Here is a 23950-nt window from a genome sequence, read left to right on the forward strand (position 1 = left end):
CTTCAGGGGCTCGGAAAGCCTGCCGTTCGGTGCGGCCATCCGGCCGGTGCGGGAACTGCTGGAATATCTGCTGAATGGCAGGATGCCCGCGCTTTCATAAACGGGCAAACTTCAGATACAGCCGCGTTGCGGCGAACAGGTTCAGCCACAGCAGGCAAGAGGCGAAGCCCAACGTCAGCGCGGCCGGGTAAACCAGCGCAGGCCATGCAATGCTGCCGAGCAGCAACAGCAGTGTTGCCAGGTGCGCTTGCATCTGGCGCCGCGCCGCGTGGCCGGAGATGATCTGTTTCATGTTGGGAACCGCACTGCCCTTGGGCAGACCGCCTTGCAGATGAAACCAGATCAGGAACGGCACAATCTTGTACAGCATGCCGCTGACCACCGACACCGCAAAACCAAACATGAACAGCACACCCAAAACGATAGGGTAACGCGAATCTGCCGCGATTCCGGTCAACAGTTGAGCGCCCCCCCAGAGCGCAACGGCGCTGAGCAGGCTGAGCATGCCAATGCGCCAGAATTGCTGGGTGACATCGACTATTCTGCGTCGTCTTTTTGCCTGCAAATACAAGGTGGCGCCAGCAAATACGGCGAATCCGATGGCTATACCGCCCGCAGCGAGCGAGTCGCCCCATGACGCCAGCAGCGGGGATGTCAGCGACGTCAGGGATCCCGCGCACAGCAACAAAAACACCGAGCCGCCGAGCCATCGGGTAAGTCGGGCAGGGTAGGCCGGCGTCAACTGGAACATGGGCACCACTTGGTACGCCACACCCATTACCAGCAGGCCAACCCAGCCCGGCAGACCCCACGCCACATGCAATCTGACGAGTTCCTGCACCGGGAAATGGAAGTCACCGCTCAGCGTACCGGCAAGCGCAATGCCCAGCCCAACGGTGAGCATCAAGGCGATGCCGGCAAAACGCATGGCGTGTATTGTGGCATGGCGCACTCGTGAAGCTGCGAGGCTGTAAGCGGCCGCGATCAGGAATACGCCAAGCGCAAACGCCAGCAGGAAAATGGCAGCATCGAGCAGGACGGTTTGCGAAAAAAACAGGCCGGATGCCAGCATTGCCGTGCCTGCAACCAACGGAACATGCACCATCCAGGCTACCCGCCGCGGTTGCGGCATGGGCGAATCCGCCAGCACCGGGAACATTTGCATCAGTGCGCCGATCATGGTCATGGTCAGGAAACCCAGTGTGACCAGATGCGTCAGCGCAAGCAGGGCAGGAGTCCAGCGCGACACCAGCGCCTGCGGGCCGGAAATCAGCAATATCAGGGCTGCCAGCAATAGAAACAGCGGCGCGCTGAGAAAGAATCTGAAAGGAACCGAAATCGGTGGCGCCTGCTGCAGAGACAGGCTGGAAATGGGCGCATTCACCGCCAGATGATTATTTCAAGATGTCCATCCGCAAAGGTTTCGGTGCGGTACTGATAGCCATCTTCCTGCAATATGCCGTACAGCGGGAAAGGTTCGCGGTTGTGCACCATGCGCAGCCGATCGCCGGGCGGCAGGGTTTCCAGTGCGGTCAGCGCCTTCACCAGCGGCTCGGGTGGATCCAGGCCGCGCACATCCAGGGTTATTTCGCCCGCCATGACGCATTACCCGGCGCTGCCGGGAGCCTCTTTCATCTGCTTGAGCAATTCCGGCACCCTGGCGCCGAGCGCCTGGTCCGACATCGGATAAAGTACCTGCTCCTCCTTGAGATTATGCTGCTGGAGCATGATCAGCAGGGTTTCGGAAAGTCCCGCATATTCATCCGCATCCTGCGCTGCAACGGCAGCGGCCATGTGTGTGAACAGATCGCGCATTTGTTCATGCTCCATGCGCATCATCCGTGTGGGGCCCATGGTGTTTCCCGTTTCGCGCTCGAATGCAGGGAACAGCACCTGCTCCTCCATCCCGAAGTGATGGGCCATGGCGGAGTGGAACTGTTCAAAACTCGCAGTTGTGGCAGGCCAGTCCTGCTTTGCCGCGAATTCCTCCGCCATAGCGAAATAGTCATCGCACTGGCGATGATCCGAAGCGAGATAGTTGCTGATTGTTTCCACGGCATACTCCTTGTCTTTGTTTCCGTTTAAGTGCTGTTTGCGGAGTGCAAGTATGCAAGTTTCCGAACGCGAAGCACCTTGACTTATATCAAGTTTTCCTTGATTGCCGTTCTGAATGATTTTTCAGACCGGGCACGGAGCACGCACGGAAATTGGGCTGTCCGCAGCGGCTGGTGTCGCATCAGCCGGGCTTGCCATCGGCGCGCGGCCGCCAGTAATAGGGGATGTAGTGCGCCGCCCACGGAACGAAGCAGGCCAGCCAGACCAATCCCGCCAGCAGGTACAAATCCGGCGCCAGGCGGGCGGCTGCGGGGACGATGTCGGCCAGCACCCGGATCAGTGCCGAGCCTTGAAACCCGATAAACAGCAGCCAGGTGAGCCGGTCCAGCACCAGCGGCTGGCCGGCATGGCCGAGCGTGACGCGCGAGACCATGCCCAGTACCATGCTGGCGAAATAGCCGATGGTCAGCGCGTGCAGCGGTGCCAGGCCGAACCACACCGGATCGTCTGCGCTCGCAAAAAGTGCCAGGCTCTGCGCGCCGAACAGCAGCATGGCCAGACCCAGCCAGGCAAACGCGATATGCAGTACTGCCAGCAGGCTGACGCGGAAACTGCGCAGCAATCCCCAGGTGAAAGACAAATACAGTGCGCAAGCGGCCAGCGGCAGGTCGGCCAGCCACAGGTAGGCGTGAGCTTCCCGCAGCAGCAATATTCCATGTCCCGCTGTACAGGCGAGCATCAGCCAGAGTATCCAGTACGGCCTGACCACCACGTAGTTTTCCAGCACCCGGCTGGAAAAGAACGGGATCATGCGATGGTTCACGGTCATGACAATCGGCAGCAGGAAAAACCAGATGCCGGCAGTGCGGGCGAAATCCAGCAGCAGGGCTTGCCCGGTCAGCAGCCACAGCAGATAGGCAGCCATCCCGAGCCAGCCGAATACCAGCGCTACGCTGGTCACGGCCGGGTGGCGCTTGTCCTGGCGCGGGGCATTGAACAGGACGCGCAACAACGCATACACCGCTATGCCCCATCCGGCCAGCATCACCGCCACACCCGCGGCAGCGACCGGTTTCCCCATCATCAGACCGAGGTAAAACAGCACGACGCCTCCCGCCATCAGCAGGCTGGCGCTGAAGGCATGACGCGGTGGAATTTTTCCCGCATTCATCCAGTTGGGGTAAGTGGTGAACAGAAAGCCGAAAATAAAAAACGGGAAAAAGCCGTACATCATCAAAAAGGCATGCGCCCAGACCGGCGCGATACTCCAAGCCGTCGCGCTGCCTGCGATACCGTAACGCCCGGCCAGATCGAACACCCACCACAACATTGCCGCCACGCCCTGCAGCGCTCCAATCAGGAACATGCTGCGGTGAGGCGCGACAGCGATCTGCTGCCAGACTGATAGAGGCTTGTTCATAGTGCCTTCCTTGCTAGCGCCGTTCGTCCTGGGAAAATCGAAGTTAACTTTAGCCATTTTTTTGCATGCTAACGTGCGCAACGCATCCAAACCTTGATCTATATCAAGTCGGTGTATCAGCGATTAACGTATCCTGACATCGTCAATTACCAATAGGAATGCGACTCCCTGCTTTGCAGTCAAAAGATGATGGCGCTTTCTGACTACATCCACACATTCGGACAGTTCATGCTGCGGCGCCATGGCCAGCGGGTGCACAAGATCGCGCTTGACGCCGGTTTTACCTGCCCCAACCGGGACGGCAGCAAAGGCATCGGCGGCTGCACATTCTGCAATAACGCCTCGTTCAGTCCCAACGGCCGTAACGCGCCTTCCATTGCCAGCCAGCTTGCCTCCGGGCGGCGCGCAATTGCCAGGCGTACCCGCGCGCGGCGCTTCATTGCCTATTTTCAAGCCTACACCAATACCTACGCCAGCGTGCAGCAACTGGACGCGCTTTATCGGGAAGCCCTGTCCGAGCCGGACGTGATCGGCCTGGCGGTGGGCACGCGCCCGGATTGTGTGCCGGATGCAGTGCTCGATCTGCTCGTCGGTTACCGCGCGGAGGGGATGGAGGTGTGGCTGGAACTGGGGCTGCAATCCGCGTTTGACGAAACGCTTGCGCGCGTCAATCGCGGGCACGGTCTGGCGGAATACCAGACCGCCGTGGTAGCTGCCCGACGGCGTGGCATTCCGGTGTGTACCCACCTTATCCTCGGCCTGCCTGGCGAAAGCGACGCGCACTATCACACCAGCCTCGATATGGTGCTGGCGCTGGGCGTGGACGGCCTGAAGCTGCATCCATTGCACGTGGTGAAAGGCACCCTGCTGGCGAACCAGTGGCGGCGCGGCGAATATTCGCCCCTCGCCATGGGCGACTACCTGCGCATCGCCGCCGATCTGATCGAACGCACGCCGGCGCACATCGTGTTCCACCGGGTAACCGGCACGGCGGCGCAGGATATTCTGCTGGCGCCAGCCTGGTGCTCGCAGAAATGGAATGTGCTGAACGGCATCGAAGGCGAACTGCGCCGGCGCAACCACCGCCAGGGCGAGTTCGCGCAGGATCCACACTATGCAAAGGAATGGGCTTATGTCGCCTGAAGCGAAGCTGGACCTGGTATGTCCGGCAGGCAGTCTGACTGCATTGAAAGCCGCAGTGGATAACGGCGCCGATTGCGTTTACATCGGCTTCCGCGACGGCACCAACGCGCGCAACTTCGCCGGTCTGAATTTCGACGCCAGCGCCGCCCGCGAGGGCATACGTTTTGCCCATTCAGCCGGGGCAAAAGTCCTGGTGGCGCTGAACACTTACCCGCAAACCGGGAATTGGCAACGCTGGCAAGATGCGGTGGATCAGGCCGCCGACCTGGGGGTGGATGCGATCATTCTGGCTGATCTGGGATTGATGCAATACGCCGCCGAGCATCATCCGCAGCTGCGCCGGCATTTGTCGGTGCAGGGTTCCGCGACCAACTACGAGGCGATCAATTTTTACCAGAAGCAGTTCGGCATCAGCCGCGCCGTGCTGCCGCGCGTGCTTTCCATGGCGCAGGTTGAACACCTGCGCCAACATACCTCGGTGGAAATCGAAGTATTCGGCTTCGGCAGCCTGTGCGTCATGGTGGAAGGGCGTTGCACGCTGTCGTCTTATGTTACCGGGGAATCGCCCAACACCTGCGGCGTGTGCTCTCCCGCCAAGGCGGTGCGCTGGAAACAAACCGCGCAAGGCCTGGAATCCCGGCTCAATGACGTATTGATAGACCGTTATGCCGATACTGAAAATGCCGGTTACCCGACCTTGTGCAAGGGGCGTTTCAAGGTGGGCGAGGAAACCTATTACGCCATTGAGGAACCAGCCAGCCTCAACACGCTGGAGCTGTTGCCGGAGCTGATGCGCATCGGCATCGCCGCCATCAAAATCGAGGGGCGGCAGCGCAGCCCGGCATACGTAGCGCAAGTAACGCGGGTGTGGCGCGATGCGATTGATGCCTGCCGGCGCGAGCCGCACAACTATGTTGTGAAAGCGGCATGGATGGCCGAACTGAATAAAGTGGCCGAAGGACAGCAACACACACTGGGCGCCTATCACAGGCCATGGAAATAAAATGATGAAACTCGCACTCGGGCCGGTTTTATATTATTGGGCACGCGATACGCTGCTGGATTTTTACCAGGAAATTGCCGCCACACCGGTGGATATCGTGTATCTGGGCGAAACCGTGTGCTCCCGGCGCCACAACCTGCGCTTGCAGGATTGGCTGGACGTTGCCGCGAAGCTGACTGCCGCGGGCAAGCAGGTGGTGCTTTCCACGCAGGTGTTGATTGAATCCGAATCGGACCTGAAGAGCCTGCGCAACATTGCGGATAACGGCAGCTTTATGGTGGAAGCAAACGACATGGGCGCGGTACACCTGCTGGCCGGCAAGATGCCGTTTGTCGCCGGGCCGCATCTCAATGTTTACAATGACCGCAGCCTGAGTCTTCTGGCCACGCTGGGCGCACAGCGCTGGGTAATGCCGCCGGAAATGTCGGGCGCCATGCTCGCCCCGATACAGCGCATGCGCCCTGCCGGGATGGAAACGGAAGTATTCGTCTACGGCAGATTGCCGCTGGCTTTTTCGGCACGCTGTTTTACCGCGCGCGCCCATAACCTGCCCAAGGACGATTGCCAGTTCCGCTGCCTGGATTATCCCAACGGGTTATCCATGCGCACGCGCGAGGATCAGCCTTTTCTGGTGTTGAACGGCATTCAGACGCAATCCGCGCGCACCTATAACCTGATCGGCGAGCTGGATACCCTGCGCAGCATGGGCGTGGATGTGCTGCGCATCAGTCCGCAGATTGCCCACAGCGCGAAAATCATCAGCTTGTTCCGCACCTGCATGGATCAGCCATGCACGCCACACAGCGCATTGCTGCAAATGGATAAGCTCATGCCGGATGGCATGTGCGACGGTTACTGGCGAGGCAGCGCCGGGCTGGAGCAGAGTCATATATCGAGCAAAACATGAGCACCGCGATGGAGCAGGGCGAACGATTCAATAGCTACAGCCATCTCATAGGCGCGGCGCTTGCGGCTGGCGGTGCGGCCGTGCTCATTGTGCTGGCAGCGGGACAGGGCAATCCGTGGAAGATCGTCAGCTTCAGCGTTTATGGCGCGATGCTGCTGTTGCTGTATCTGTTTTCCACCCTGTATCACAGCCTGCGCGGCAGAGCCAAGGATGTGTTTCGCAAGCTGGATCATTATGCGATCTACCTGCTGATTGCCGGCACCTACACTCCGTTTACCCTGGTAACGCTGCATGGGGCCTGGAGGTGGTCGCTGTTTGGCGTGATCTGGGGCATGGCGGTGCTGGGAATTGTGGTGGACTCACTGCCTTGGGGGAAACGCAGAATTCTGCCGGTGGTGATTTATCTAGCCATGGGATGGCTCGCTTTGATTGCCCTGAAGCCATTGTTGAATGCCCTGCCACATGCCGGCTTCGCGTGGCTGCTGGCGGGTGGTGTGTTCTACACCGTGGGCATTGTTTTTTACGCGCTGGAACGGTGGATAAAGCATGGGCACGGTATCTGGCATTTGTTCGTGCTGGCCGGTAGTGCCTGCCATTATTTCGCCATACTTTTCTATGTGGCATGAAAGTGATTGAGCTTCCTATGATTATGGTACTGGACAGCGGCTTGCAGAGCGGGCCCGCGAATAACGCTATCGACCGGCATTACCTGGATTTGCATGCGCAGGGCGCTTGCCCGGATCAGTTGCGGTTTTACCGCAGCTTGCCGAGCGCAAGTGTGGGGCGCCACCAGATTATCGACCGTGAACTGCGCATCGATTACTGTCGTAGCAATGACATTGCGCTGGTGCGGCGGCTCAGCGGCGGCGGCGCGATTTATCTGGATCCCCGGCAATTGGGCTGGTCGCTGATTCTGAAGCGGCCACACACCTGGCGTCAGCTTGGTCTTGAACAATTGCTTGCGCTGTTTTCCAGAGCATTGGCGAAAGGATTGAAACGCCTGGGCATTAGTGCGCGCTACGCCTATCCGAACGACCTGGAAATCGAGGGGCGCAAAATTGCCACCCTGTTTGCCGCCAGCGAAGCAGAATCCTTGCTGTTGCAAGGCACATTGCTGCTGGATGCCGATATTCGAACCATGCTGGAAGCGCTGCGCGTGCCCACCGAGAAATTGTCCCCTGACGGGCTGTCCGCTGCGCGCGAACGCTTGATCACCGTCAAGGAGTGTTTGGGAAAAATTCCTGATTTGGAAAAAATCCAGGCGGCCATAATCCACGGCTTATCGACTGGGCTGAGACTGCAATTCGGCGGCAGGACGAAGGGCAGCGGGGCGCACATACCGCAATGCGATGCTCTGGCTGAGGAAAGCGCTGCAGCCCATCAAATTGATTGGCGGGAAGACCGGACCTCAGCACTGGAATCGCTGTGGAAAACGCCGGGTGGAACACTGCGCGCGCGCGCCGTTTTTGATGGCGAAGGAAAGCGGATTGAATGGATAGAAATTGGCGGTGATATCCACCTTGATCCCGGCGATTTGTTGTGCAAATTACAGCGTGCGCTGCAAGGTTTGCCGATAGCGCATACACAGCAGTGCATGGTGGATTTTTTCCGCGATAACGGTGTGGATACGCTGGGATTTGGTGCGCAAGATGTGGTGCGGCTATTACATATCCTGCTGGACAAGCTGTCCCTGCGCCGCGACGTGCAACTCAGCAGCAAGCAGCTTAACGCCCTGATGATATATAGCCAGCAAGCAGTAAGCGCGCGGCAGATTTTGAACCAGGCCAGCGTCATGCTGGTGCCGTACTGCGCAAAACCGGCCTGGTGCAAGTGGCGTACACGCGACGGCTGCACCGAATGCGGGCTGTGCGAGGTCGGGGAGGCTTATCGCCTGGCGCGGGAGCGTGGCATGCAGGTGACCACAGTTACCCATTATGAGCATCTTGTAGCAACGCTTTCTGATATGAAGGCACGTGATGTCGGGGCCTACATCGGCATGTGTTGCAGTAGTTTTTTTATCAAGCGCCACCGTGCATTTCTACAGGCGGGCATGCCCGCGCTGCTGATGGATATCAGCGGTTCAAACTGCTACGAGTTAAAACAGGAAGAGCTGGCCTATGCCGGCCAGTTTCAGGCACAGGCGCAACTGGATACGGAAGTATTGCATCAGGTGATTAAATTCGTGCCACGCGCGGGGTGAAAGGGTAAGGCGAGAGTCAACATGAAACAACAAAATTCTGTTTTACCCGCAGCGATTGCCGACGCGCTTGCGCTGCTGCCGCCTGCACCGCATTCGGTATTGCTGGCGGCAGCGCTGAATCGGGTGCTGGGGCGCGGCATCCAGCCGGAACAGCTGTTGCCGTTGCAGGATAAATCGGTGTGCATCCGGGTGACAGACGCCAGGCTGGCTTTCTTTCTCGGCGCCAATCATCGCGGCTTTGTCGCGCGGCGCTTCAGCCAGACACCGGATTTGACCATCGGCGCGTGCGCGCGCGATTTTCTCAGGCTGGCCTTGCGCGCGGAAGATCCCGACACGCTGTTCTTCGGACGGCGCCTGTATATGGAAGGCGACACCGAGCTTGGCTTGCTGATCAAAAACATACTGGATTCGGTAGAGACGTCACAATTATTCATCCTGCGCTGGCTGCCGGATAGTGTGCGGATAAAAATCAGGGCGGAACTGCTGTCATGAATACACAGGAAAGCGTAATCGATTTATGCCCGGTGGCGGCGAGCCGGCTGCAAACGGCCGCGCTCCTTGCCGTCAAGGATCTGCAACGGGGTGAAACCGTGCATTTGCTGCTCAGGGAAGAACCGTCGCTGATGCTGCAAAGCCTGAACCTGCAATTGCGCCATAATCTGAGCTGGCAGATCAGCGCAGAAGAAACCGGCGAGTGGCGGGTGCTGATTCGCCATCGCGAGGATGTCGCGCCGCGCGATTTGATGGACATCCTCAGCCGCGATCACCAGCGTCTGGACGAATTGTTCGGTTTGTCGCTGCAGTTGGTGAATGCGGGCAAGACAAGCGAAGCGGCACCGCTGGTCATGGAATTCGCGGCCGGTTTGAAACGGCATATTCAGGTCGAAAACGACATTCTGGCACCCAGCTTCCGTATACCCGACGCTGAACCGGTTGCCATCATGCTGCACGAGCATGGCGATATTCTTGCCCAGACCGCGAATATCGAATCCCTGTTTGCGGGCGAAGAACCGGTACAGGCCTGGGAAGTATCGCCTTTCCTGGCGATTCTGTCCGGCGTACTGGCCAAGCATGAACACCGCGAAGAGCAGAATCTGTTTCCGCAATGGGACATCGCCTTGCGCATGGCGGCACCGGAGGACAGACAGGCGCTGCTGACGCGCGTCCAGAAAATATTGTCAAACATGCAGCAATAACCGGCATCTGGGCATGGAGTTTGTGCAAAAAATTTCCGGCTGCCCCGCCTCGTACTTGCGTCTCAGGCCGAATGAAATAACGGCACCAACTTAAAGCCATCATGCTCTTGACATAACCGCAATATGGCGTATGTTTACTTAACGACAACACAACATATTGTGTTGTCGTAGTGTTTATAAATACCGTACGCGGCGTATTGTGCAACCGGCTATGCAAAGGAGAAATCATGGCAAGCCATGCAGCAGAACATCCGGGCAGTGTGCTCGTTTCCTTACCCTCCGCAGTCATCAAGCGCGATGGCACCCGCGCAACCTTCGATGCCGACAAGATTCGCTCCGCCATCCAGCGCGCCGGCCAGGCCAGCGGCGAATTCGACGCCAGCGAAGCAGGGCTGCTTACCGCCCAGGTGGTCAAGGTGCTGATCCACAAATTCCGCAGCGATTCGCCGGCCATCGAAAGCGTTCAGGACGTGGTGGAGCAGGTGCTGATTTCCGCCAACCATCTCAACACCGCGCGCGCCTATATCGTCTACCGCGAGCAGCACAAGAAACTGCGCCAGGACCGCAACACCCTGGTGGATGTGGCGACTTCCATCAACGAATACCTGGAGCAGCAGGACTGGCGCGTGAATGCCAATGCCAACCAGGGCTACAGCCTGGGCGGGCTGATTCTCAACGTGTCGGGCAAGGTGGTGGCCAATTACTGGCTGAGCCACGTTTACCCGCCGGAGGTGGGGCAGGCACACCGCGACGGCGACATTCACGTGCACGACCTGGACATGCTGGCCGGCTACTGCGCCGGCTGGTCGCTGCGCACCCTGCTCAACGAGGGCCTCAACGGCGTGCCCGGCAAGGTGGAGGCGGGGCCGCCCAAGCACATGTCGAGCGCGGTGGGGCAGATCGTCAACTTTCTTGGCACCCTGCAAAACGAATGGGCCGGCGCCCAGGCATTCAGCTCCTTCGACACCTACATGGCACCGTTTATCCGCAACGACAATCTGCCCTATGGCGAGGTCAAGCAATGCATCCAGGAACTGATCTACAACCTCAACGTGCCGTCGCGCTGGGGCACGCAGACGCCGTTCACCAACCTCACCTTCGACTGGACCTGCCCGGACGACCTCAAGGAGCAGGTGCCCGTTATCGGCGGGCGCGAGATGCCTTTTACCTACGGCGATCTCCAGTCCGAGATGGACATGATCAACCGCGCCTACATTGAGGTAATGACCACCGGCGACGCCAAGGGACGGGTGTTCACATTTCCCATTCCCACCTACAACATCACGCCCGAGTTTCCGTGGGACAGCGAGAATGCCGGGCTGCTGTTCGAGATGACGGCGAAATACGGCCTGCCGTATTTCCAGAACTTCATCAATTCAGAGCTCAAACCGAACATGGTGCGCTCCATGTGCTGCCGCCTGCAGCTCGACCTGCGCGAGCTGCTCAAGCGCGGCAACGGCCTGTTCGGCAGCGCCGAGCAGACCGGCTCGATAGGCGTGGTCACCATCAATTGCGCCCGCCTGGGTTATCTCCATAATGGCGACGAGGCGGCTCTGCATGCCCGTCTCGACGAGCTGCTGGAAATCGGCAAGAACAGCCTGGAGATCAAGCGCAAGGTGATCCAGCGCCACATGGATGCCGGCCTGTTTCCCTATACCAAACGCTACCTGGGTACGCTGCGCAACCATTTCTCCACCCTCGGGGTGAACGGCATCAACGAGATGATCCGCAATTTCAGCGACGGCGCCGAAGACATCACCACAGCCTGGGGATACCAGTTCGCACTGCGCCTGCTCGATCACGTGCGCGCCCGGATGCTGAGCTTCCAGGACGAAACCGGGCACATGTACAACCTGGAGGCGACGCCGGCAGAAGGCACCACCTATCGCTTCGCCAAGGAGGACCGCAAGCGCTTCCCGGACATCCTCCAGGCGGGGACGAAAGACATGCCTTATTACACCAATTCCTCGCAACTGCCGGTGGGGTTTACCGACGACCCGTTCGAGGCGCTGGAACGGCAGGAGGTATTGCAGAAGAAATACACCGGCGGCACCGTGCTGCATCTGTACATGACGGAACGCCTGTCCAGCGCCCAGGCCTGCAAGACCCTGGTAAAACGTGCGCTGGAGCGCTTCGGACTGCCCTACATCACGGTGACGCCGACTTTCTCGATTTGCCCGAAGCATGGCTACCTGGAAGGCGAATACAAGTTCTGCCCGAAATGCGATCAGGAAAAGATCGCAGAAAAACAGCGCTGCATGGCAGCGTGATTGCAAACAGCCAAACCAGAAAAGGAGCGCATCATGATCGATCTATCCAGTCAGTCCAAACTGAACGCCGACACCTTTGTTTTGCCGGATGAGGAACGCCAGCCCTGCGAAATATGGACGCGGGTGATGGGATACCACCGCCCGGTGGCGTCCTTCAATATCGGCAAGAAGGGCGAGCACCACGAGCGCAAATTTTTCCAGGAGCGCTGTGCCGAACTGGAGCACTAACCGCCATGCTGCGTATTGGCGGTCTCACGCCTTATTCCGCCACCGATTATCCGGGCTGTTTTGCGGCGGTGGTGTTCTGCCAGGGCTGTCCATGGCATTGCCACTATTGTCATAATCCGCATCTGCTGGCGGCGGGCGCACCCCCCGCCATGGCGTGGGACGAGGTGGTGGATTTTCTCGGGCGGCGCCGCGGTCTGCTGGATGCGGTCGTGTTCAGCGGCGGTGAGCCGACGCTGCAGGACGGACTGGCCGAAGCGGCGCGCGCGGTGAAGGCGCTGGGGTTCAAGGTGGGTTTGCATACGGCCGGCATGTACCCGGAGCGGCTGCGCGAACTGCTCCCATTGTTCAATTGGGTGGGCATGGATATCAAGGCGCCGTTTGCCGATTATGAGCAGATCACCGGTGTAGCAGGCAGTGGTGCGAAAGCCAGGAATAGTGCGCGCTGGATTCTGGATAGCGGCGTCGATTACGAGTTTCGCACCACGGTGCATTCAGCGTTGCTGAGCCGGGAAGCGCTGGCCGCCTTGGGCCGTGAACTGGCCGCAATGGGCGCGCAGCATTACGTTCTGCAGGAATTCAGGCAACAGGGATGTGCCGAGCCCTTGCCCCCGACCGCTCCAGCCTACCTGCGCTGCGGCACGGTGGAACGCATGAGCCAGCAATTCCGGCAATTTTCCGTGCGCAAGGCTTAACCGGAGTTGCTTCGGTTTGCGTACCGCAGCAGATCCTGAAACTGAACAAATTTCGTCCTTGCGAATCGCCCCGGTTTCGCACCCGGAGTTTCCCACTTAACAACGTTACCCGGATTTGCTGGATCACTGCTCAGTGAAACAGGCCTTATTTTTGCTTATACCTGCCTGTACAAGCCGTTTGTCGCAAACGCTACAGGAGGATGAATGCCGCTATACGAGTTTCACTGCAAAGAATGCAACTGTGATTTCGAGTTGCTGGTGCGCGGATCGACCGCTTGCGTGTGCCCTGAATGCGGGAGTGCCGAAGTAGAGAAGCTGATGTCGCTACCGGCGTCTCCGGGCAAGACCAAAGCGATGCTCACGCGCGCACGCGTTCAGGCCGCCCGCGAGGGCCACTTCAGCAACTACGCTCCATCGGAGCGGCCCCGGCGCAAATGACAGGCATGCGTCCACGCACGGAATCGCGCTGCGGTTTTGTTGTATTTGCGACAAAGCCCGACATTGCACCTGGCGCAGTTCCATGAATAGGCACGGACTTCCCCTGGGATGCGGCTTGCTCGAGATGCCGGGCTGCGCGTTTCGACGCCGCCGCACCACGCGCCGAAACAGGTTTCCGGGAGCTCGCTCATGTTGAATGCATCGCTGCTATCGATTATCGAACAGGCGGGAGTTGCCGTGCTCACCCTGACCGAGGGGCTGGAACAGGATGAATTCCTCGCCTCGCGTCTTACCCGCGCGGAAACACTGCGCCAGGTAAAGATCATCAGCGGGAGCGCAGCCAGTCTGCCGCCACAGATGCAAACCATGCTCGCCGAAGTGGACTGGGCGGGGTGGCGCATCGTCGCGCGTCAACTCGGCGCCGACAAGGGCGCAGAACAGGAGGCGCTGTGGTTCGCCGTGAGTTCTCTGGTACCGGCCACGCTGATGTGGCTGCAGGTCTACCGTAAAGAGCAGCCGGAGATTTTCGAATGCAAGCCATTGGCTGATGCGGGCGGAGCAAGAGCATGAATCTGCAGATCGAGCGGCCTTATGTCGAGGCCATGATTACGGAATTCCCGCGCCTCGCGCCGCTTCAGGACCAGTTGCGCTTCGGCAACAAGGTCACGATGCCGTTCAACCAGCTCTCCGGCATCGAACTGGGTTTCCTCGGCGAGCTCTACCGCGAAGCCGGTCCTGGCATGCGCACCCGCGCGGCGCAACTCGCCACGCTGCAACGGGCGTTCGATGGCCAGGGCACCCGCTTTGGTCCGGACGACGATCTGGAAATGCTGATGCCGGCGATTGCTTGCTACCTGGCGACGGATGCCCTGCGTGGCTGGCTGTTTCGGGTGAACGTATCGGACAAACCGCTGGCCTATGTGGTCACCCGTCTCGACTACATCGCGTCGTCCAACGACGAGACCGGCAAGGTGGTGCTGGAACTCAGGGCCAATGCCAAGGGCACGCTCGCCACAGCGACCTTCCGCATTTCCGCCACCGACATCGTCGGCAAGACGGTGGCGGAAATTTTCGCCGCCAAGGGCTACGTGCGCGAAAGCGACGAACTGATCAGCGCTTACGACGATAGCGTAGCGCGCTATTTCGACTGGCGCGGCCAGTATGGCGCGCAGTTCTCCGCCCAGGGCACCGGTTTTTACGCCGAAGACCCGACCGCGACCCACCGCGACACCGACTGGTCGCGCAAGGACGTGGTGGTGCTGTCCTCCGGCGGCGGTGTCACCCGGCTGGTGAACGACGAGAGTATCCTGAGTGCGCGCACCACCACGCTGGAAGCGACGGGGGATATCCTCGGCCCGTATCTGCGCAAGGCGGCGAAGAGCAATCAATACAATGCAGAAACGGAAGTCGGCGAATCCCGGGCTGCGATGCCCAAGGGTCTGTTCACTCAACTGCCGATGCATCCCTACATCTTCATGTTCCACCTCGATCTGCACCACTACCTGTGGGTGCATGTGGACGACATCGCACCCTACGAATACCAGCCGGCATTGAAGCAGAAGCTGATCCTGCCGCCGGAGCAGACCGATCTCATCGACATCCTGACCGCCGAGATGGATGTGCTGATGGACGACATCGTGGCCGGCAAGTCCGGCGGCACCACCGTGCTGTGCGCCGGCCCGGCTGGCGTGGGCAAGACGCTGACCGCCGAAGTCTATTCGGAAATCATCCAGCGTCCCTTGTACCGCGTGCACTCCGGGCAACTGGGGCTGAACGTGGCCGCGATGGAGACCGCGCTCAAGGACGTGCTGACCCGGGCGCAGCGCTGGGGGGCGGTGATGCTGATCGACGAAGCGGATGTCTACATCAAGCGCCGTGACGACAACATCGCCATGAACGCCGTGGTCGGCGTGTTCCTGCGCGTGCTGGAGTATTTCAACGGTCTGTTGTTCCTCACCACCAATCGGGTGGATGACATCGACGAGGCCATCGTCTCGCGCTGTATCGCCATGATCCGTTATTACCCGCCCGACAGTGAAGCGCGGCGCAGGATCTGGCAGGTGATGCTGGAGCAGTTCGCGCTGGAGATCGATGACGCACTGCTGGATGAACTGGTCGCGCTATTCCCCAGCGCCAGTGGCCGCGACATCAAAGGGCTGGCCAAGCTGGCGGCCAAGTTTTGCAACCACAAGCAGGTCAAACCCAGTTCCGAGGTATTCAGGCGCTGCTCGATATTTCGCGGCATGGAACTGGATCGGCCAGCGCAGCAGCCTTGTCCCGTATGAATCTGCAACAGGAGAAGCCCATGCAAGCATGCATCACATTCGAAGGCGAACACGTCAACATGGCATCCCCGGACGAGATCGCCGCAGGCATCAAGGCGGCCAGCGTGGTGTTCTCACACCACAACGCCGACCCGCTGGCCTGCGCGGCGGCCAAGGAAAAGCTCGAGAAAGACGAGCCGCTGACCAGGGATGAAGCGCTGCTGTGCGTGATCTGGCAGACGGCGGAGGACAAAGCCTTTCGCGCCGTGACCTTGAACTGGATGGTGCGCGGGGATACCGACATCTGGCTCGCCGTGAGCCCCAGCGCGCAATGACCGTCGAACAACTGATCATGGCACTGCAACAGATGCCCGGGCAGGCGGTGGTGCTGTTCGAAGGAGATGCCGGCTACTCGCTGGTCGGTGGCCTGAACATCGAAGAAAACGGTAATGGCATGCCGGACGAAGTAATTCTGTTTCCGTCGATGGAAGACGATTAGGAACCTGTTCTACCCCGCGCATGCAACGCATCATAGGAGAACCATATTATGGGAACTTACATCAAGACCACCGAGGATGGACGCAGGTTGCAAGTCATCGGCCGCGCTGTCTATCTGGACGGGGTGAAAGAAGCCGAGTGGCTGCTTGCGATTGTCCAGCACCCCAACTGGAAAGCCATCCTCGAAGCGGTGCCCAATGCCACCCATCTGGCCGGGCGCGTCCCGCTCACCTGGGAAGAGGCGCTCGTCGCGCAGGCTGCACTGAACGAAGCGCGCGACGCGTATGAGTCCAGCCCGACCGGCATTGCCGAGCGCATGCGCGTTTCGATCAATGTTGTTACCTCGATCCGCGACTGAGCCGCACGTATGATCTACATCGTTGAAATTCCCCACCAGAAGCGCCCGCATGCGTGGTTCGCATTCAGCCGTGAGGACTTCGTGCTCAAGGTGCGTGCGACCCATGGGTCGAAAGTGGATCAGGCTGGAGCGGCAAATGAATTCGATGCGTGCGTCGCTGCGCTTGCGCACGATCTCAAGGATTATCGCGTACACCTCAGCGATGAGCTGGCCATCGGCGCGCTGCAGAGCGATCCGCTGTACGACAAGTACGACGGGTTCTACGCGCACATGGCGTTGCGCGAGCAACTGGTTGCGATGGACGCCCTGGAGGACGATTTGTAAGGTGCCATGAAATGGATATTGCCCGGGAGTTGGCATGAATGAGATAGACGTGGACATCGCCGTCGTCGGCGCCGGTCTGTGCGGCCTGGCGTTGGCACGCACACTGCACGCACGCGGACAGCGTTTTCTGCTGTTCGAGGCACGCGTACGGCTGGGCGGACGGATACTGGGCGAACGCAGCGCCAGCGGCATGGCGCATGATCTCGGCCCGACCTGGTTCTGGCCCGAGGCCGAACCGCACATGGCTGCGCTGATTGCAGAACTGGGTCTGGATGCCTATCCCCAGCACGATAGCGGCACGGTGTTGCGCATGCGCGATCCGAACGAAAAAACCGAAAGCAGCGATCAAGCCGTTCATGGCGGCGCGCAGCGCCTGAGCGGCGGCATGTCCGAACTGGTGCAGGCGCTATCCGGATTCCTGCCGGCGGAACACCTGCGGCTGGCGCATGAACTGGTCGCAGTGACCGACGTGGGCGCGTATCTCGAACTGCGTTTCCGCTGCGGTGATGGAGAAATTGGTGCGGCGGAAACCGTGGTCCGCGCGCGTCGCGTGGTGCTGGCCGTGCCGCCGCGTCTGCTGCTCGAGCATGTGCGCTTCACGCCCGCGCTCGACCCGGCACTGGTCGAGGCGATGCGCGCCACGCCCACCTGGATGGCCACGCAAGCCAAGGCGCTGATGACCTACACGCAGGCTTTCTGGCGCGCAGACGGCCATTCCGGCAATGCCTTCGTGCGCCATGAACAGGCGGTGCTGGGCGAAATCTTCGATGCCTGCGGCGGCACCGACCCCAGCGTGGGCGGCGCAGCGCTGGGCGGTTTTTGCGCCATGAATCCGGAACAGCGCAAGCACTTCGAATCCGGCATGCCCATGCTGGTGCGCAGCCAACTGTCGCAACTGTTTGGCGAACCTGCCGAGCTGGGTGAACTGCATCTCCATGACTGGGTTGACGAGCCGTATACCTGCGCGGCGCTCGATCAGGCCGATCCCGCCGATGCACCCGAATACGGCCACTCCGCGCTGACGCGCAGCTGGTACGGGGGTCGATTGCATTTCGGTGCCAGCGAGACCGCACTGCATGGCGGCGGCCATATGGAAGGCGCGCTGGACGCCGCCATGCGATTGCAGCAAGCGCTGGCTCCGGCGCGCTCGTCTCAGCCCCTCTCCGCGCTCAACGCGCACTGCATCAAGCGCTTCGCCACATGGGCGGGTGTGCAGCGTGAATCAGCGCTCGCTGCCTACCAGCGCACGCTGCACGAACGGCTATCCAGCCAGGCGCGCGAGCAACTGACCCGTCACAGCGTGCTGGACAGCCTGGTTGAGACCTACGACGCAGCGCTGCGTCAGCTCGCAGAACTGCCGTTCGACGCGAGCGGCTCGGTGCTGGAGCCCGGCTGGTCCGAACTCACCCCGCCGGTACTCCAGCCCATGCACAGTTTCGGCACGACACTGCTCGACGAAGTGCTGTGCTTTAACCGCAGCTCCTGCGCGATCTCGAACTTCCCCGACGAGCACACGCCGGAGTCGGCGTATCTGGAGGATATCCGGCGCGATATGTACGCCGCCTGGCGCAGCTTCGTGCTCGCCGGCAACGACATCCTGATGCAAAAAGCCTGAAGTCGATGAAACTCTACATGACCCCCGGCTCGTGTTCCACCGGCATCCACATCCTGCTGGAAGAGCTCGATCTGGCTTTCGAGGCCTATATCGTGAACCTGCCGACAGGCGACCACACCAGGCCCGATTACCTCGCGATCAACCCGAAGTCCAGCATCCCGACGCTGGTGCGCGACGATGGTTCCGTGCTGACCGAGTTTCAGGCGATAGCTTACTGGCTGGCACGCAGCCATCCCAGGGCCAGGCTGCTGCCGGGTGATGCGGACGGCGATGCGCGCGTGATCGAGGCGATGGATTACGTCGTCGGCACCCTTCATGGCCAGTGATTCGCCCGTATTTTTATCACGGACACGTTTACGCCGAACGAAGCCGACCACGAAGCGGTGAGGGCGCGCGGCCGCGAAATCGTCGAGCGGGGATTCGCGCTGATGAACGATGCACTGGCTGGCAAGGAATATGTCGTCGGCAGTTTTTCCATTGCCGATGCGGCGCTGTTTTACGTGGAATTCTGGGCGGACAAACTGGCCATTGACCTGCCCGAGCACTGCCGCGCGCATTACCAGCGCATGCTGGCGCGTCCGGTGGTGCAGCGGGTGCTGCGGGAAGAGGGGTATCGCTGATGTGCCAGCGGCGAGCGAAATGCAACGGGAGGACGGATCAATGGGAAACTTTTTTACACGGGGCTTGAAGCCTCTCGCGGAGCTTCCCCTCGACCCGTGCTATGCAGGGTTGAGCGATGCCTATCACACACCCGTCACGCCGACGCCCTTGCCGCAACCGCGACTGGTGCATTTCAACGAGCGGCTCGCCGTAGAGCTGGGCATCGATACCGGAGATCAGGCGCTGATCGACATTCTCTCCGGCAACCGCCCATGGCCCGCCTATGCGCCCGTCGCATCCGTCTATGCCGGGCATCAATTCGGCGCCTGGGTTTCCCAGCTGGGCGACGGCCGCGCGCTGACCATCGCGGAAATCCGCAAGCCGGACGGCGAGCGGGTCGAACTGCAACTCAAAGGGGCAGGGCAGACGCCTTATTCGCGCGGTTCCGACGGCCGTGCGGTGCTGCGTTCGTCGATCCGCGAATACCTTTGTTCCGAAGCCATGCACGCGCTGGGCATTCCCACCACGCGCAGCCTCAGCCTGGTGGCTTCGCCCGAGCCGGTGCAGCGCGAAACCATGGAGACCGCCGCGGTGGTGTGCCGTGTCGCGCCCAGCTTCGTGCGCTTCGGCCAATTCGAATTCTTCTACCATCGGGGCCAGCACGCACAACTCGCACCGCTGGCCGATCACGTCATTGCGCAAAACTTCCCGCACCTGGTTGATCGACCGGATCGCTACGCGCGCTGGCTGGAGGAGGTGATCGAACGCACCGCGTGCCTGATCGCGCAGTGGCAAACGGTGGGCTTCTGCCACGGCGTGATGAACACCGACAACTTCTCCATTCTCGGTCTCACCCTGGATTACGGCCCGTTCGGCTTCATGGACGCCTTCCGCCAGCACCATGTCTGCAACCATTCCGATTACGAGGGGCGTTACGGCTATGACAGCCAGCCCCTGATCGGGCAATGGAACAGCTCGCGCCTGTTGCAGACCATGCTGCCGCTGCTCTCCGACAATCAGGAAGAAGCGGCGGACATCGTCACCGATATTTACGAACGCTATTCCTCCACCTACTCGCGGGAAGCCCTGCGTCGCTGGGCGGACAAGATGGGACTGCGCGAAGTGCGCGAGGGCGACGCAAGTCTGATCAGCCGTCTGCTCACCATTCTGCATCAGAGCAAAAGCGATTTCACGCGCAGTTTCCGCCACCTGTCGCGGGTGCGCACCGACAGCGATGCACCGGCCACGGGGGTGCGCGAAGAGATTGCCGATCTCCAGGCGTTCGATGCCTGGGTCACGGATTACCGCGCGCGGCTGCGTGCCGAGCAGAATACCGACGATGCTGCGCGCGCGGCACGGATGAATCAGGTCAACCCGAAATACGTGCTGCGCAATCATCTCGCCCAGACCGCCATCGAAAGCGCCATGAACGACGACGACACGGAAGTCGCCGCGCTGATACGGCTGCTCAGCCGCCCCTACGATGAGCAACCCGGCATGGAGCGCTACGCTGCCGCGCCACCCGACGAACTGCGCCATCTGGAAATCAGCTGCTCGTCGTAACGTTATGGAAGCCGAAACAGGCAGCGGATTCGTGGTGGCCGAAATGAACACGCACCACTTCATGTTCAAGGGTGCGGGGCGCAACCGGGAAAGCGCTCGCGTCGCGCTGCTGAACGCCTGGCGGGTGCATCGCAGCGCACTGCTGGCACGCTACCCGGAGCGGATTGACGCCATTCCGGACGAGACCAAAATGGAACAGCACTTTAAAATTCATTATCTGGAATTCGAAATGGATGCGGGCTATCGCGATGGCGAGCGCCTGGTGTGACCAGCCTGGCGCGCGAGCGCTTTCCATCACCTCTATGAAGAGACACAAACCATCATGAATTATGCCTTCCCGCCTGCCCCCGTCGTCACCCTGGACGCCATGTCCAGCAATCCTTTTCCGGTGCGCCGCATTTTCTGCGTCGGGCGCAATTACCCCGATCATGCGCGCGAAATGGGCGCCGATCCCGAGCGCGACGAACCCTTCTTCTTCATGAAGCCAGCCGGCGCCATCCTGCATAACAATTCCGTGCTGCCCTATCCACCTGCCACCAGCAATTTGCAGCCGGAAGTGGAGCTGGTGGTGGCCTTGCACAAGGGCGGCAAGAACATCCCGGCCGACAAGGTCGATTACGACTATGTGTTCGGCTATGCCGTGGGTTTGGACATGACCCGGCGTGACTTGCAACAGGCCGCGCGCGAGAAAGGGCGACCCTGGGATATGGCCAAGGGGTTCGACCATTCGGCGCCGTGTAGCGCGATCACCCCGGAGTTTTATGCGGGGAACATCAGCCGGGGCAAGATCGAGCTCAAGGTGAATGGCGAAATACGCCAGAGCGGCGATGTCGGCGACATGATTCTGAAGATTCCCCAGATGGTTCACACCCTGTCGAATCTGGTCGAGCTGTTTCCCGGCGACCTGATCTTTACCGGCACCCCTGCCGGCGTGGCGCCGGTGGTCAAGGGCGATGTCATCGAAGCCACGGTCGCCGGGCTGGAGCCGCTGATCATCACGATAGGCTAGCTGTCCCAACAAGGTTTTCTCGTATTCCAACCAACAGATCGCACGCACACTATGAGCAACCATCCTCTGTTTGATCACAACCGCGTGATTCTGAGTCACTACGACAGCTATAGCGCTGCTCTGGTCTTTGCCCGCTACGGCGCCAGCATTCTGGCGACCACGCCCTTGCCGCAATCGGCAGCACCCATGCCCGCACCCGGCGACGTCACTGAACTACACGACCCCGGCGCGGTGCTGGCCGCCATCGTGGCGCAAGCGGGTCTCGACCCTGCGCAATTGCGCCTGGATGAGGGCTTCCAGGAATGGATGTCGAGCGACAGCGGCCCCATTCGCCTCCATCTTGTTCGTTTCACGACACTGGATACGCCTCGCCAGGCGATAGAACCGCTCGGCGGCGTATTCAAGTCGATCAGTGAAATGCGCGGACTCCCCATGATCGAGCTGAATCTGATGCGCCAGATTTTCAATCTGACCATGGGTGGCTGACCCCTCGCCACATGCGGATTTTTATCAATCAGGAGTGAAGCATGGCCTACGAAAACGTCTGCAAACAGAGTCTGCTCTACGAGGGCGAACTGGTTCCCTGCAAGCTGGGCGATCAGGAAATCGTCATCATGTGGCCCGACGGCGGTAAACCCAAAGCCTATGAAGCGCGCTGCCCCCATGAAGGCGTCTCGCTGGGACGCGGCGACTTCAACGGCCGCATCCTGTATTGCACCGCGCACGGCTGGGTTTTCGATGGCCATAGCGGAAAATGCCTGCAACCTGCCGGGTGGGCGATGAAGGAGTACCCCATGCGAATCGAAGATGGCATGGTGCAAGTGGATATTACAGCGACCGACACGACGCCGGGTTGAGTTACTTCGCCGTCGTTGAACAGGGTTTTGAATCTCACCGGGAAAACAGGAGAACATCATGTCTTTGGATTTGAAAATGGAATGGTCCGATACTGACGTCGCAAAATTGTTAGGCTCCGTCAATGATGATCGGGACTGGCGTCTGGAAGCCGACAAGAACGGCATTGTCAGTCTGCAGGACAAAACCAGCCACCCGACCGACGTCGCCTATGACGAAAGCCTGCACTGCTTTTTCGAAATGTGGCATCAGGGAACCGACTTTGTCGGCGCCTCGGCGGCGAGCGACAAACAATTGGTGGCGAGTGTTGCAAAAGCCTTGCGCAACAACTATCCCGATCTGGTCAAAGGCCAGTTTATTTTTATCTAGCCTCCCCGAGCCCGGCTCGTGATTCTCGATACGCCCATGCCTTCAAAATTTACCCCTCTCCCCCCGGAACTCCTGCAGACTCATCCCGCGTTGAGCTTGCTGCGCCTGGCGGCGCTATCCGCCGGTCCCGATGGCAGGCTGGACGACGAGACGCTGGAGCTGATGTTCACGCAGGTCGCAACTGGCGCGCTGGTCGGCATGGTGGCGGCCGACGCGTGGCCGGAACTGGTTCGCGGCCTTATGGGGCAGGTGCCATCGAACATGTTCCGCACCCTGTACGCCTGCGGTGCGTTGACGGAGGTGCTACCCGACGTGGCGGCCGTGTTCGGCGTGCCGCAAATTGCCGATGATCCGCCGCAGGTCGACATCGGCCAGCATCTGCTGTGCGTGCTGGACGAGGCGGCCCGCTGTGGTGCGCCGTTGCCGGTGCGCTTCGCCGCGATGGCGATGCATGTCGGCAAATCGGACTCTCCGCCCGAGCATCTGCCCATCCACTATCGCCACGTCGAGCGCGGCCAGCCGCGCATCGAGGCGATGTGCGAACGTTTCGGCATTTCGGCAGATTGCCGCGAGCTGGCCCTGCTCGCGCTCGTCGAATGCGAGCGGGTGCACCGCGTATCGGAAATACGTGCCGGCCCCGTGGCCGCAATGCTGGAACGCCTGGGCGCATTCGACCGGCCGCAACACTTCACGCAGTTGATGACGCTGTGCGCGTGCGACTACCGCGCCTATCCGCGGCGCACGACGCACGACTATCCCAAGGCCAGCCTGCTGGACATCGCGTTAAAGGCCTGCGCCGCCATCGATGAAGCCGGACTCTCCGCAGATGGCTTGCAGGAAGCGCGCGCCGCCGCGATCGCCATCGCGTTCGGCTCGGAGCGCTGGTCGAATTCGCAGGCATGAGCCAGCCATGACGACAGCAGCCACGGATACCGGCAACATC

31 protein-coding genes are annotated in these 23950 nt (G+C 60.4%); 27 read left to right on the top strand and 4 right to left on the bottom strand.

From position 1 onward, the window contains the following. Window positions 1–94 precede the first annotated feature (94 nt). The 4 genes from EI185_RS04645 to EI185_RS04660 all read right to left on the bottom strand — a co-directional run bounded on the left by EI185_RS04645 (window position 95) and on the right by EI185_RS04660 (window position 3475). Complete coding sequence (locus EI185_RS04645) at window positions 95–1384, bottom strand: hypothetical protein (RefSeq protein WP_223247670.1); 1290 nt, start codon at window positions 1382–1384, stop codon at window positions 95–97. Then, window positions 1381–1599 carry a DUF2249 domain-containing protein gene (locus tag EI185_RS04650; RefSeq protein ID WP_124703966.1) on the bottom strand — a complete coding sequence of 73 codons (219 nt, stop codon included), beginning with the start codon at window positions 1597–1599 and terminating at the stop codon, window positions 1381–1383. The genes EI185_RS04645 and EI185_RS04650 overlap by 4 nt, the downstream gene beginning before the upstream one ends. Window positions 1600–1605: 6 nt before the next feature. After that, the gene (locus tag EI185_RS04655) at window positions 1606–2055 is read right to left on the bottom strand and encodes a hemerythrin domain-containing protein (protein WP_124703967.1); all 450 of its coding nucleotides are present in this window, start codon (window positions 2053–2055) and stop codon (window positions 1606–1608) included. A 181-nt stretch (window positions 2056–2236) separates the two neighbouring features. Then, a complete protein-coding gene (locus EI185_RS04660; RefSeq protein ID WP_124703968.1) occupies window positions 2237–3475 on the bottom strand; it encodes an NnrS family protein in 1239 nt (412 codons plus the stop codon). 186 nt (window positions 3476–3661) lie between these two features. Between EI185_RS04660 and mnmL the strand changes: the two genes are divergently transcribed. The 27 genes from mnmL (at window position 3662) to EI185_RS04785 (ending at window position 23910) form a co-directional block, all read left to right on the top strand. Then, complete coding sequence (mnmL, locus tag EI185_RS04665; RefSeq protein ID WP_223247671.1) at window positions 3662–4618, top strand: tRNA modification radical SAM protein MnmL/YtqA; 957 nt, start codon at window positions 3662–3664, stop codon at window positions 4616–4618. Next, window positions 4608–5621: a ubiquinone anaerobic biosynthesis protein UbiU gene (gene ubiU / locus EI185_RS04670; protein WP_124703969.1), complete on the top strand. Its 1014-nt coding sequence runs from the start codon at window positions 4608–4610 to the stop codon at window positions 5619–5621. Before mnmL ends, ubiU begins: the two co-directional genes overlap by 11 nt. 1 nt (window position 5622) lies before the next feature. Next, entirely contained in the window at window positions 5623–6528 is a 906-nt protein-coding gene (ubiV, locus tag EI185_RS04675) for a ubiquinone anaerobic biosynthesis protein UbiV (protein WP_306308270.1), read from the top strand. Further along, entirely contained in the window at window positions 6525–7154 is a 630-nt protein-coding gene (trhA, locus tag EI185_RS04680; protein WP_223247672.1) for a PAQR family membrane homeostasis protein TrhA, read from the top strand. Before ubiV ends, trhA begins: the two co-directional genes overlap by 4 nt. A gap of 17 nt (window positions 7155–7171) precedes the next feature. After that, complete coding sequence (locus tag EI185_RS04685) at window positions 7172–8728, top strand: lipoyl protein ligase domain-containing protein (RefSeq protein WP_189836292.1); 1557 nt, start codon at window positions 7172–7174, stop codon at window positions 8726–8728. A gap of 21 nt (window positions 8729–8749) precedes the next feature. Further along, window positions 8750–9220 carry a ubiquinone anaerobic biosynthesis accessory factor UbiT gene (gene ubiT / locus EI185_RS04690; protein ID WP_124703971.1) on the top strand — a complete coding sequence of 157 codons (471 nt, stop codon included), beginning with the start codon at window positions 8750–8752 and terminating at the stop codon, window positions 9218–9220. Further along, a complete protein-coding gene (locus EI185_RS04695; RefSeq protein WP_124703972.1) occupies window positions 9217–9924 on the top strand; it encodes a hemerythrin domain-containing protein in 708 nt (235 codons plus the stop codon). The genes ubiT and EI185_RS04695 overlap by 4 nt, the downstream gene beginning before the upstream one ends. 227 nt (window positions 9925–10151) lie before the next feature. Next, window positions 10152–12194: a ribonucleoside triphosphate reductase gene (locus EI185_RS04700; RefSeq protein WP_124703973.1), complete on the top strand. Its 2043-nt coding sequence runs from the start codon at window positions 10152–10154 to the stop codon at window positions 12192–12194. A gap of 33 nt (window positions 12195–12227) precedes the next feature. Next, window positions 12228–12422 carry an anaerobic ribonucleoside-triphosphate reductase gene (gene nrdD, locus EI185_RS04705; protein ID WP_124703974.1) on the top strand — a complete coding sequence of 65 codons (195 nt, stop codon included), beginning with the start codon at window positions 12228–12230 and terminating at the stop codon, window positions 12420–12422. A 5-nt stretch (window positions 12423–12427) separates the two neighbouring features. Next, on the top strand, window positions 12428–13114 hold the full coding sequence (locus EI185_RS04710) for an anaerobic ribonucleoside-triphosphate reductase activating protein (protein WP_124703975.1): 687 nt from the start codon (window positions 12428–12430) through the stop codon (window positions 13112–13114). 204 nt (window positions 13115–13318) lie between these two features. Next, entirely contained in the window at window positions 13319–13552 is a 234-nt protein-coding gene (locus EI185_RS04715) for an FmdB family zinc ribbon protein (protein ID WP_124703976.1), read from the top strand. Between the two features lie 189 nt (window positions 13553–13741). Further along, window positions 13742–14122: a ribonuclease HepT family protein gene (locus EI185_RS04720; protein ID WP_124703977.1), complete on the top strand. Its 381-nt coding sequence runs from the start codon at window positions 13742–13744 to the stop codon at window positions 14120–14122. Continuing rightward, the gene (locus EI185_RS04725) at window positions 14119–15837 is read left to right on the top strand and encodes an ATP-binding protein (protein WP_124703978.1); all 1719 of its coding nucleotides are present in this window, start codon (window positions 14119–14121) and stop codon (window positions 15835–15837) included. The genes EI185_RS04720 and EI185_RS04725 overlap by 4 nt, the downstream gene beginning before the upstream one ends. A 20-nt stretch (window positions 15838–15857) precedes the next feature. Continuing rightward, on the top strand, window positions 15858–16151 hold the full coding sequence (locus EI185_RS04730) for a hypothetical protein (protein WP_124703979.1): 294 nt from the start codon (window positions 15858–15860) through the stop codon (window positions 16149–16151). Beyond that, window positions 16148–16315, top strand: a complete 168-nt coding sequence (locus tag EI185_RS17965; RefSeq protein ID WP_170227465.1) for a hypothetical protein — start codon at window positions 16148–16150, stop codon at window positions 16313–16315. Before EI185_RS04730 ends, EI185_RS17965 begins: the two co-directional genes overlap by 4 nt. Before the next feature lie 48 nt (window positions 16316–16363). Next, window positions 16364–16672 carry a hypothetical protein gene (locus EI185_RS04735; protein WP_124703980.1) on the top strand — a complete coding sequence of 103 codons (309 nt, stop codon included), beginning with the start codon at window positions 16364–16366 and terminating at the stop codon, window positions 16670–16672. Window positions 16673–16681: 9 nt separating this feature from the next. Then, entirely contained in the window at window positions 16682–16996 is a 315-nt protein-coding gene (locus tag EI185_RS04740) for a hypothetical protein (RefSeq protein WP_124703981.1), read from the top strand. Window positions 16997–17030: 34 nt separating this feature from the next. Beyond that, window positions 17031–18611, top strand: a complete 1581-nt coding sequence (locus tag EI185_RS04745; protein ID WP_124703982.1) for a flavin monoamine oxidase family protein — start codon at window positions 17031–17033, stop codon at window positions 18609–18611. Between the two features lie 5 nt (window positions 18612–18616). Beyond that, entirely contained in the window at window positions 18617–18937 is a 321-nt protein-coding gene (locus EI185_RS18160) for a glutathione S-transferase N-terminal domain-containing protein (protein WP_262982372.1), read from the top strand. Window positions 18938–18952: 15 nt separating this feature from the next. Continuing rightward, a complete protein-coding gene (locus tag EI185_RS18165) occupies window positions 18953–19231 on the top strand; it encodes a glutathione S-transferase C-terminal domain-containing protein (RefSeq protein ID WP_262982374.1) in 279 nt (92 codons plus the stop codon). Between the two features lie 40 nt (window positions 19232–19271). After that, window positions 19272–20774, top strand: coding sequence for a protein adenylyltransferase SelO (locus EI185_RS04755; RefSeq protein ID WP_124703983.1), 1503 nt, complete (start codon window positions 19272–19274; stop codon window positions 20772–20774). Window positions 20775–20778: 4 nt separating this feature from the next. Beyond that, the gene (locus tag EI185_RS04760) at window positions 20779–21042 is read left to right on the top strand and encodes a hypothetical protein (protein WP_124703984.1); all 264 of its coding nucleotides are present in this window, start codon (window positions 20779–20781) and stop codon (window positions 21040–21042) included. Between the two features lie 54 nt (window positions 21043–21096). Continuing rightward, window positions 21097–21783: a fumarylacetoacetate hydrolase family protein gene (locus EI185_RS04765; RefSeq protein ID WP_124703985.1), complete on the top strand. Its 687-nt coding sequence runs from the start codon at window positions 21097–21099 to the stop codon at window positions 21781–21783. 51 nt (window positions 21784–21834) lie between these two features. Further along, window positions 21835–22269 carry a hypothetical protein gene (locus EI185_RS04770; RefSeq protein WP_124703986.1) on the top strand — a complete coding sequence of 145 codons (435 nt, stop codon included), beginning with the start codon at window positions 21835–21837 and terminating at the stop codon, window positions 22267–22269. A gap of 41 nt (window positions 22270–22310) precedes the next feature. Further along, a complete protein-coding gene (locus EI185_RS04775) occupies window positions 22311–22640 on the top strand; it encodes a Rieske (2Fe-2S) protein (protein WP_124703987.1) in 330 nt (109 codons plus the stop codon). Between the two features lie 58 nt (window positions 22641–22698). Further along, window positions 22699–23007: a hypothetical protein gene (locus EI185_RS04780; RefSeq protein WP_124703988.1), complete on the top strand. Its 309-nt coding sequence runs from the start codon at window positions 22699–22701 to the stop codon at window positions 23005–23007. 18 nt (window positions 23008–23025) lie between these two features. Beyond that, window positions 23026–23910 carry a tRNA nucleotidyltransferase gene (locus tag EI185_RS04785; protein WP_223247674.1) on the top strand — a complete coding sequence of 295 codons (885 nt, stop codon included), beginning with the start codon at window positions 23026–23028 and terminating at the stop codon, window positions 23908–23910. Window positions 23911–23950 lie beyond the last annotated feature (40 nt).

Source organism: Sulfuriferula multivorans (assembly GCF_003851125.1).
GTDB classification, from domain to species: domain Bacteria; phylum Pseudomonadota; class Gammaproteobacteria; order Burkholderiales; family Sulfuriferulaceae; genus Sulfuriferula; species Sulfuriferula multivorans.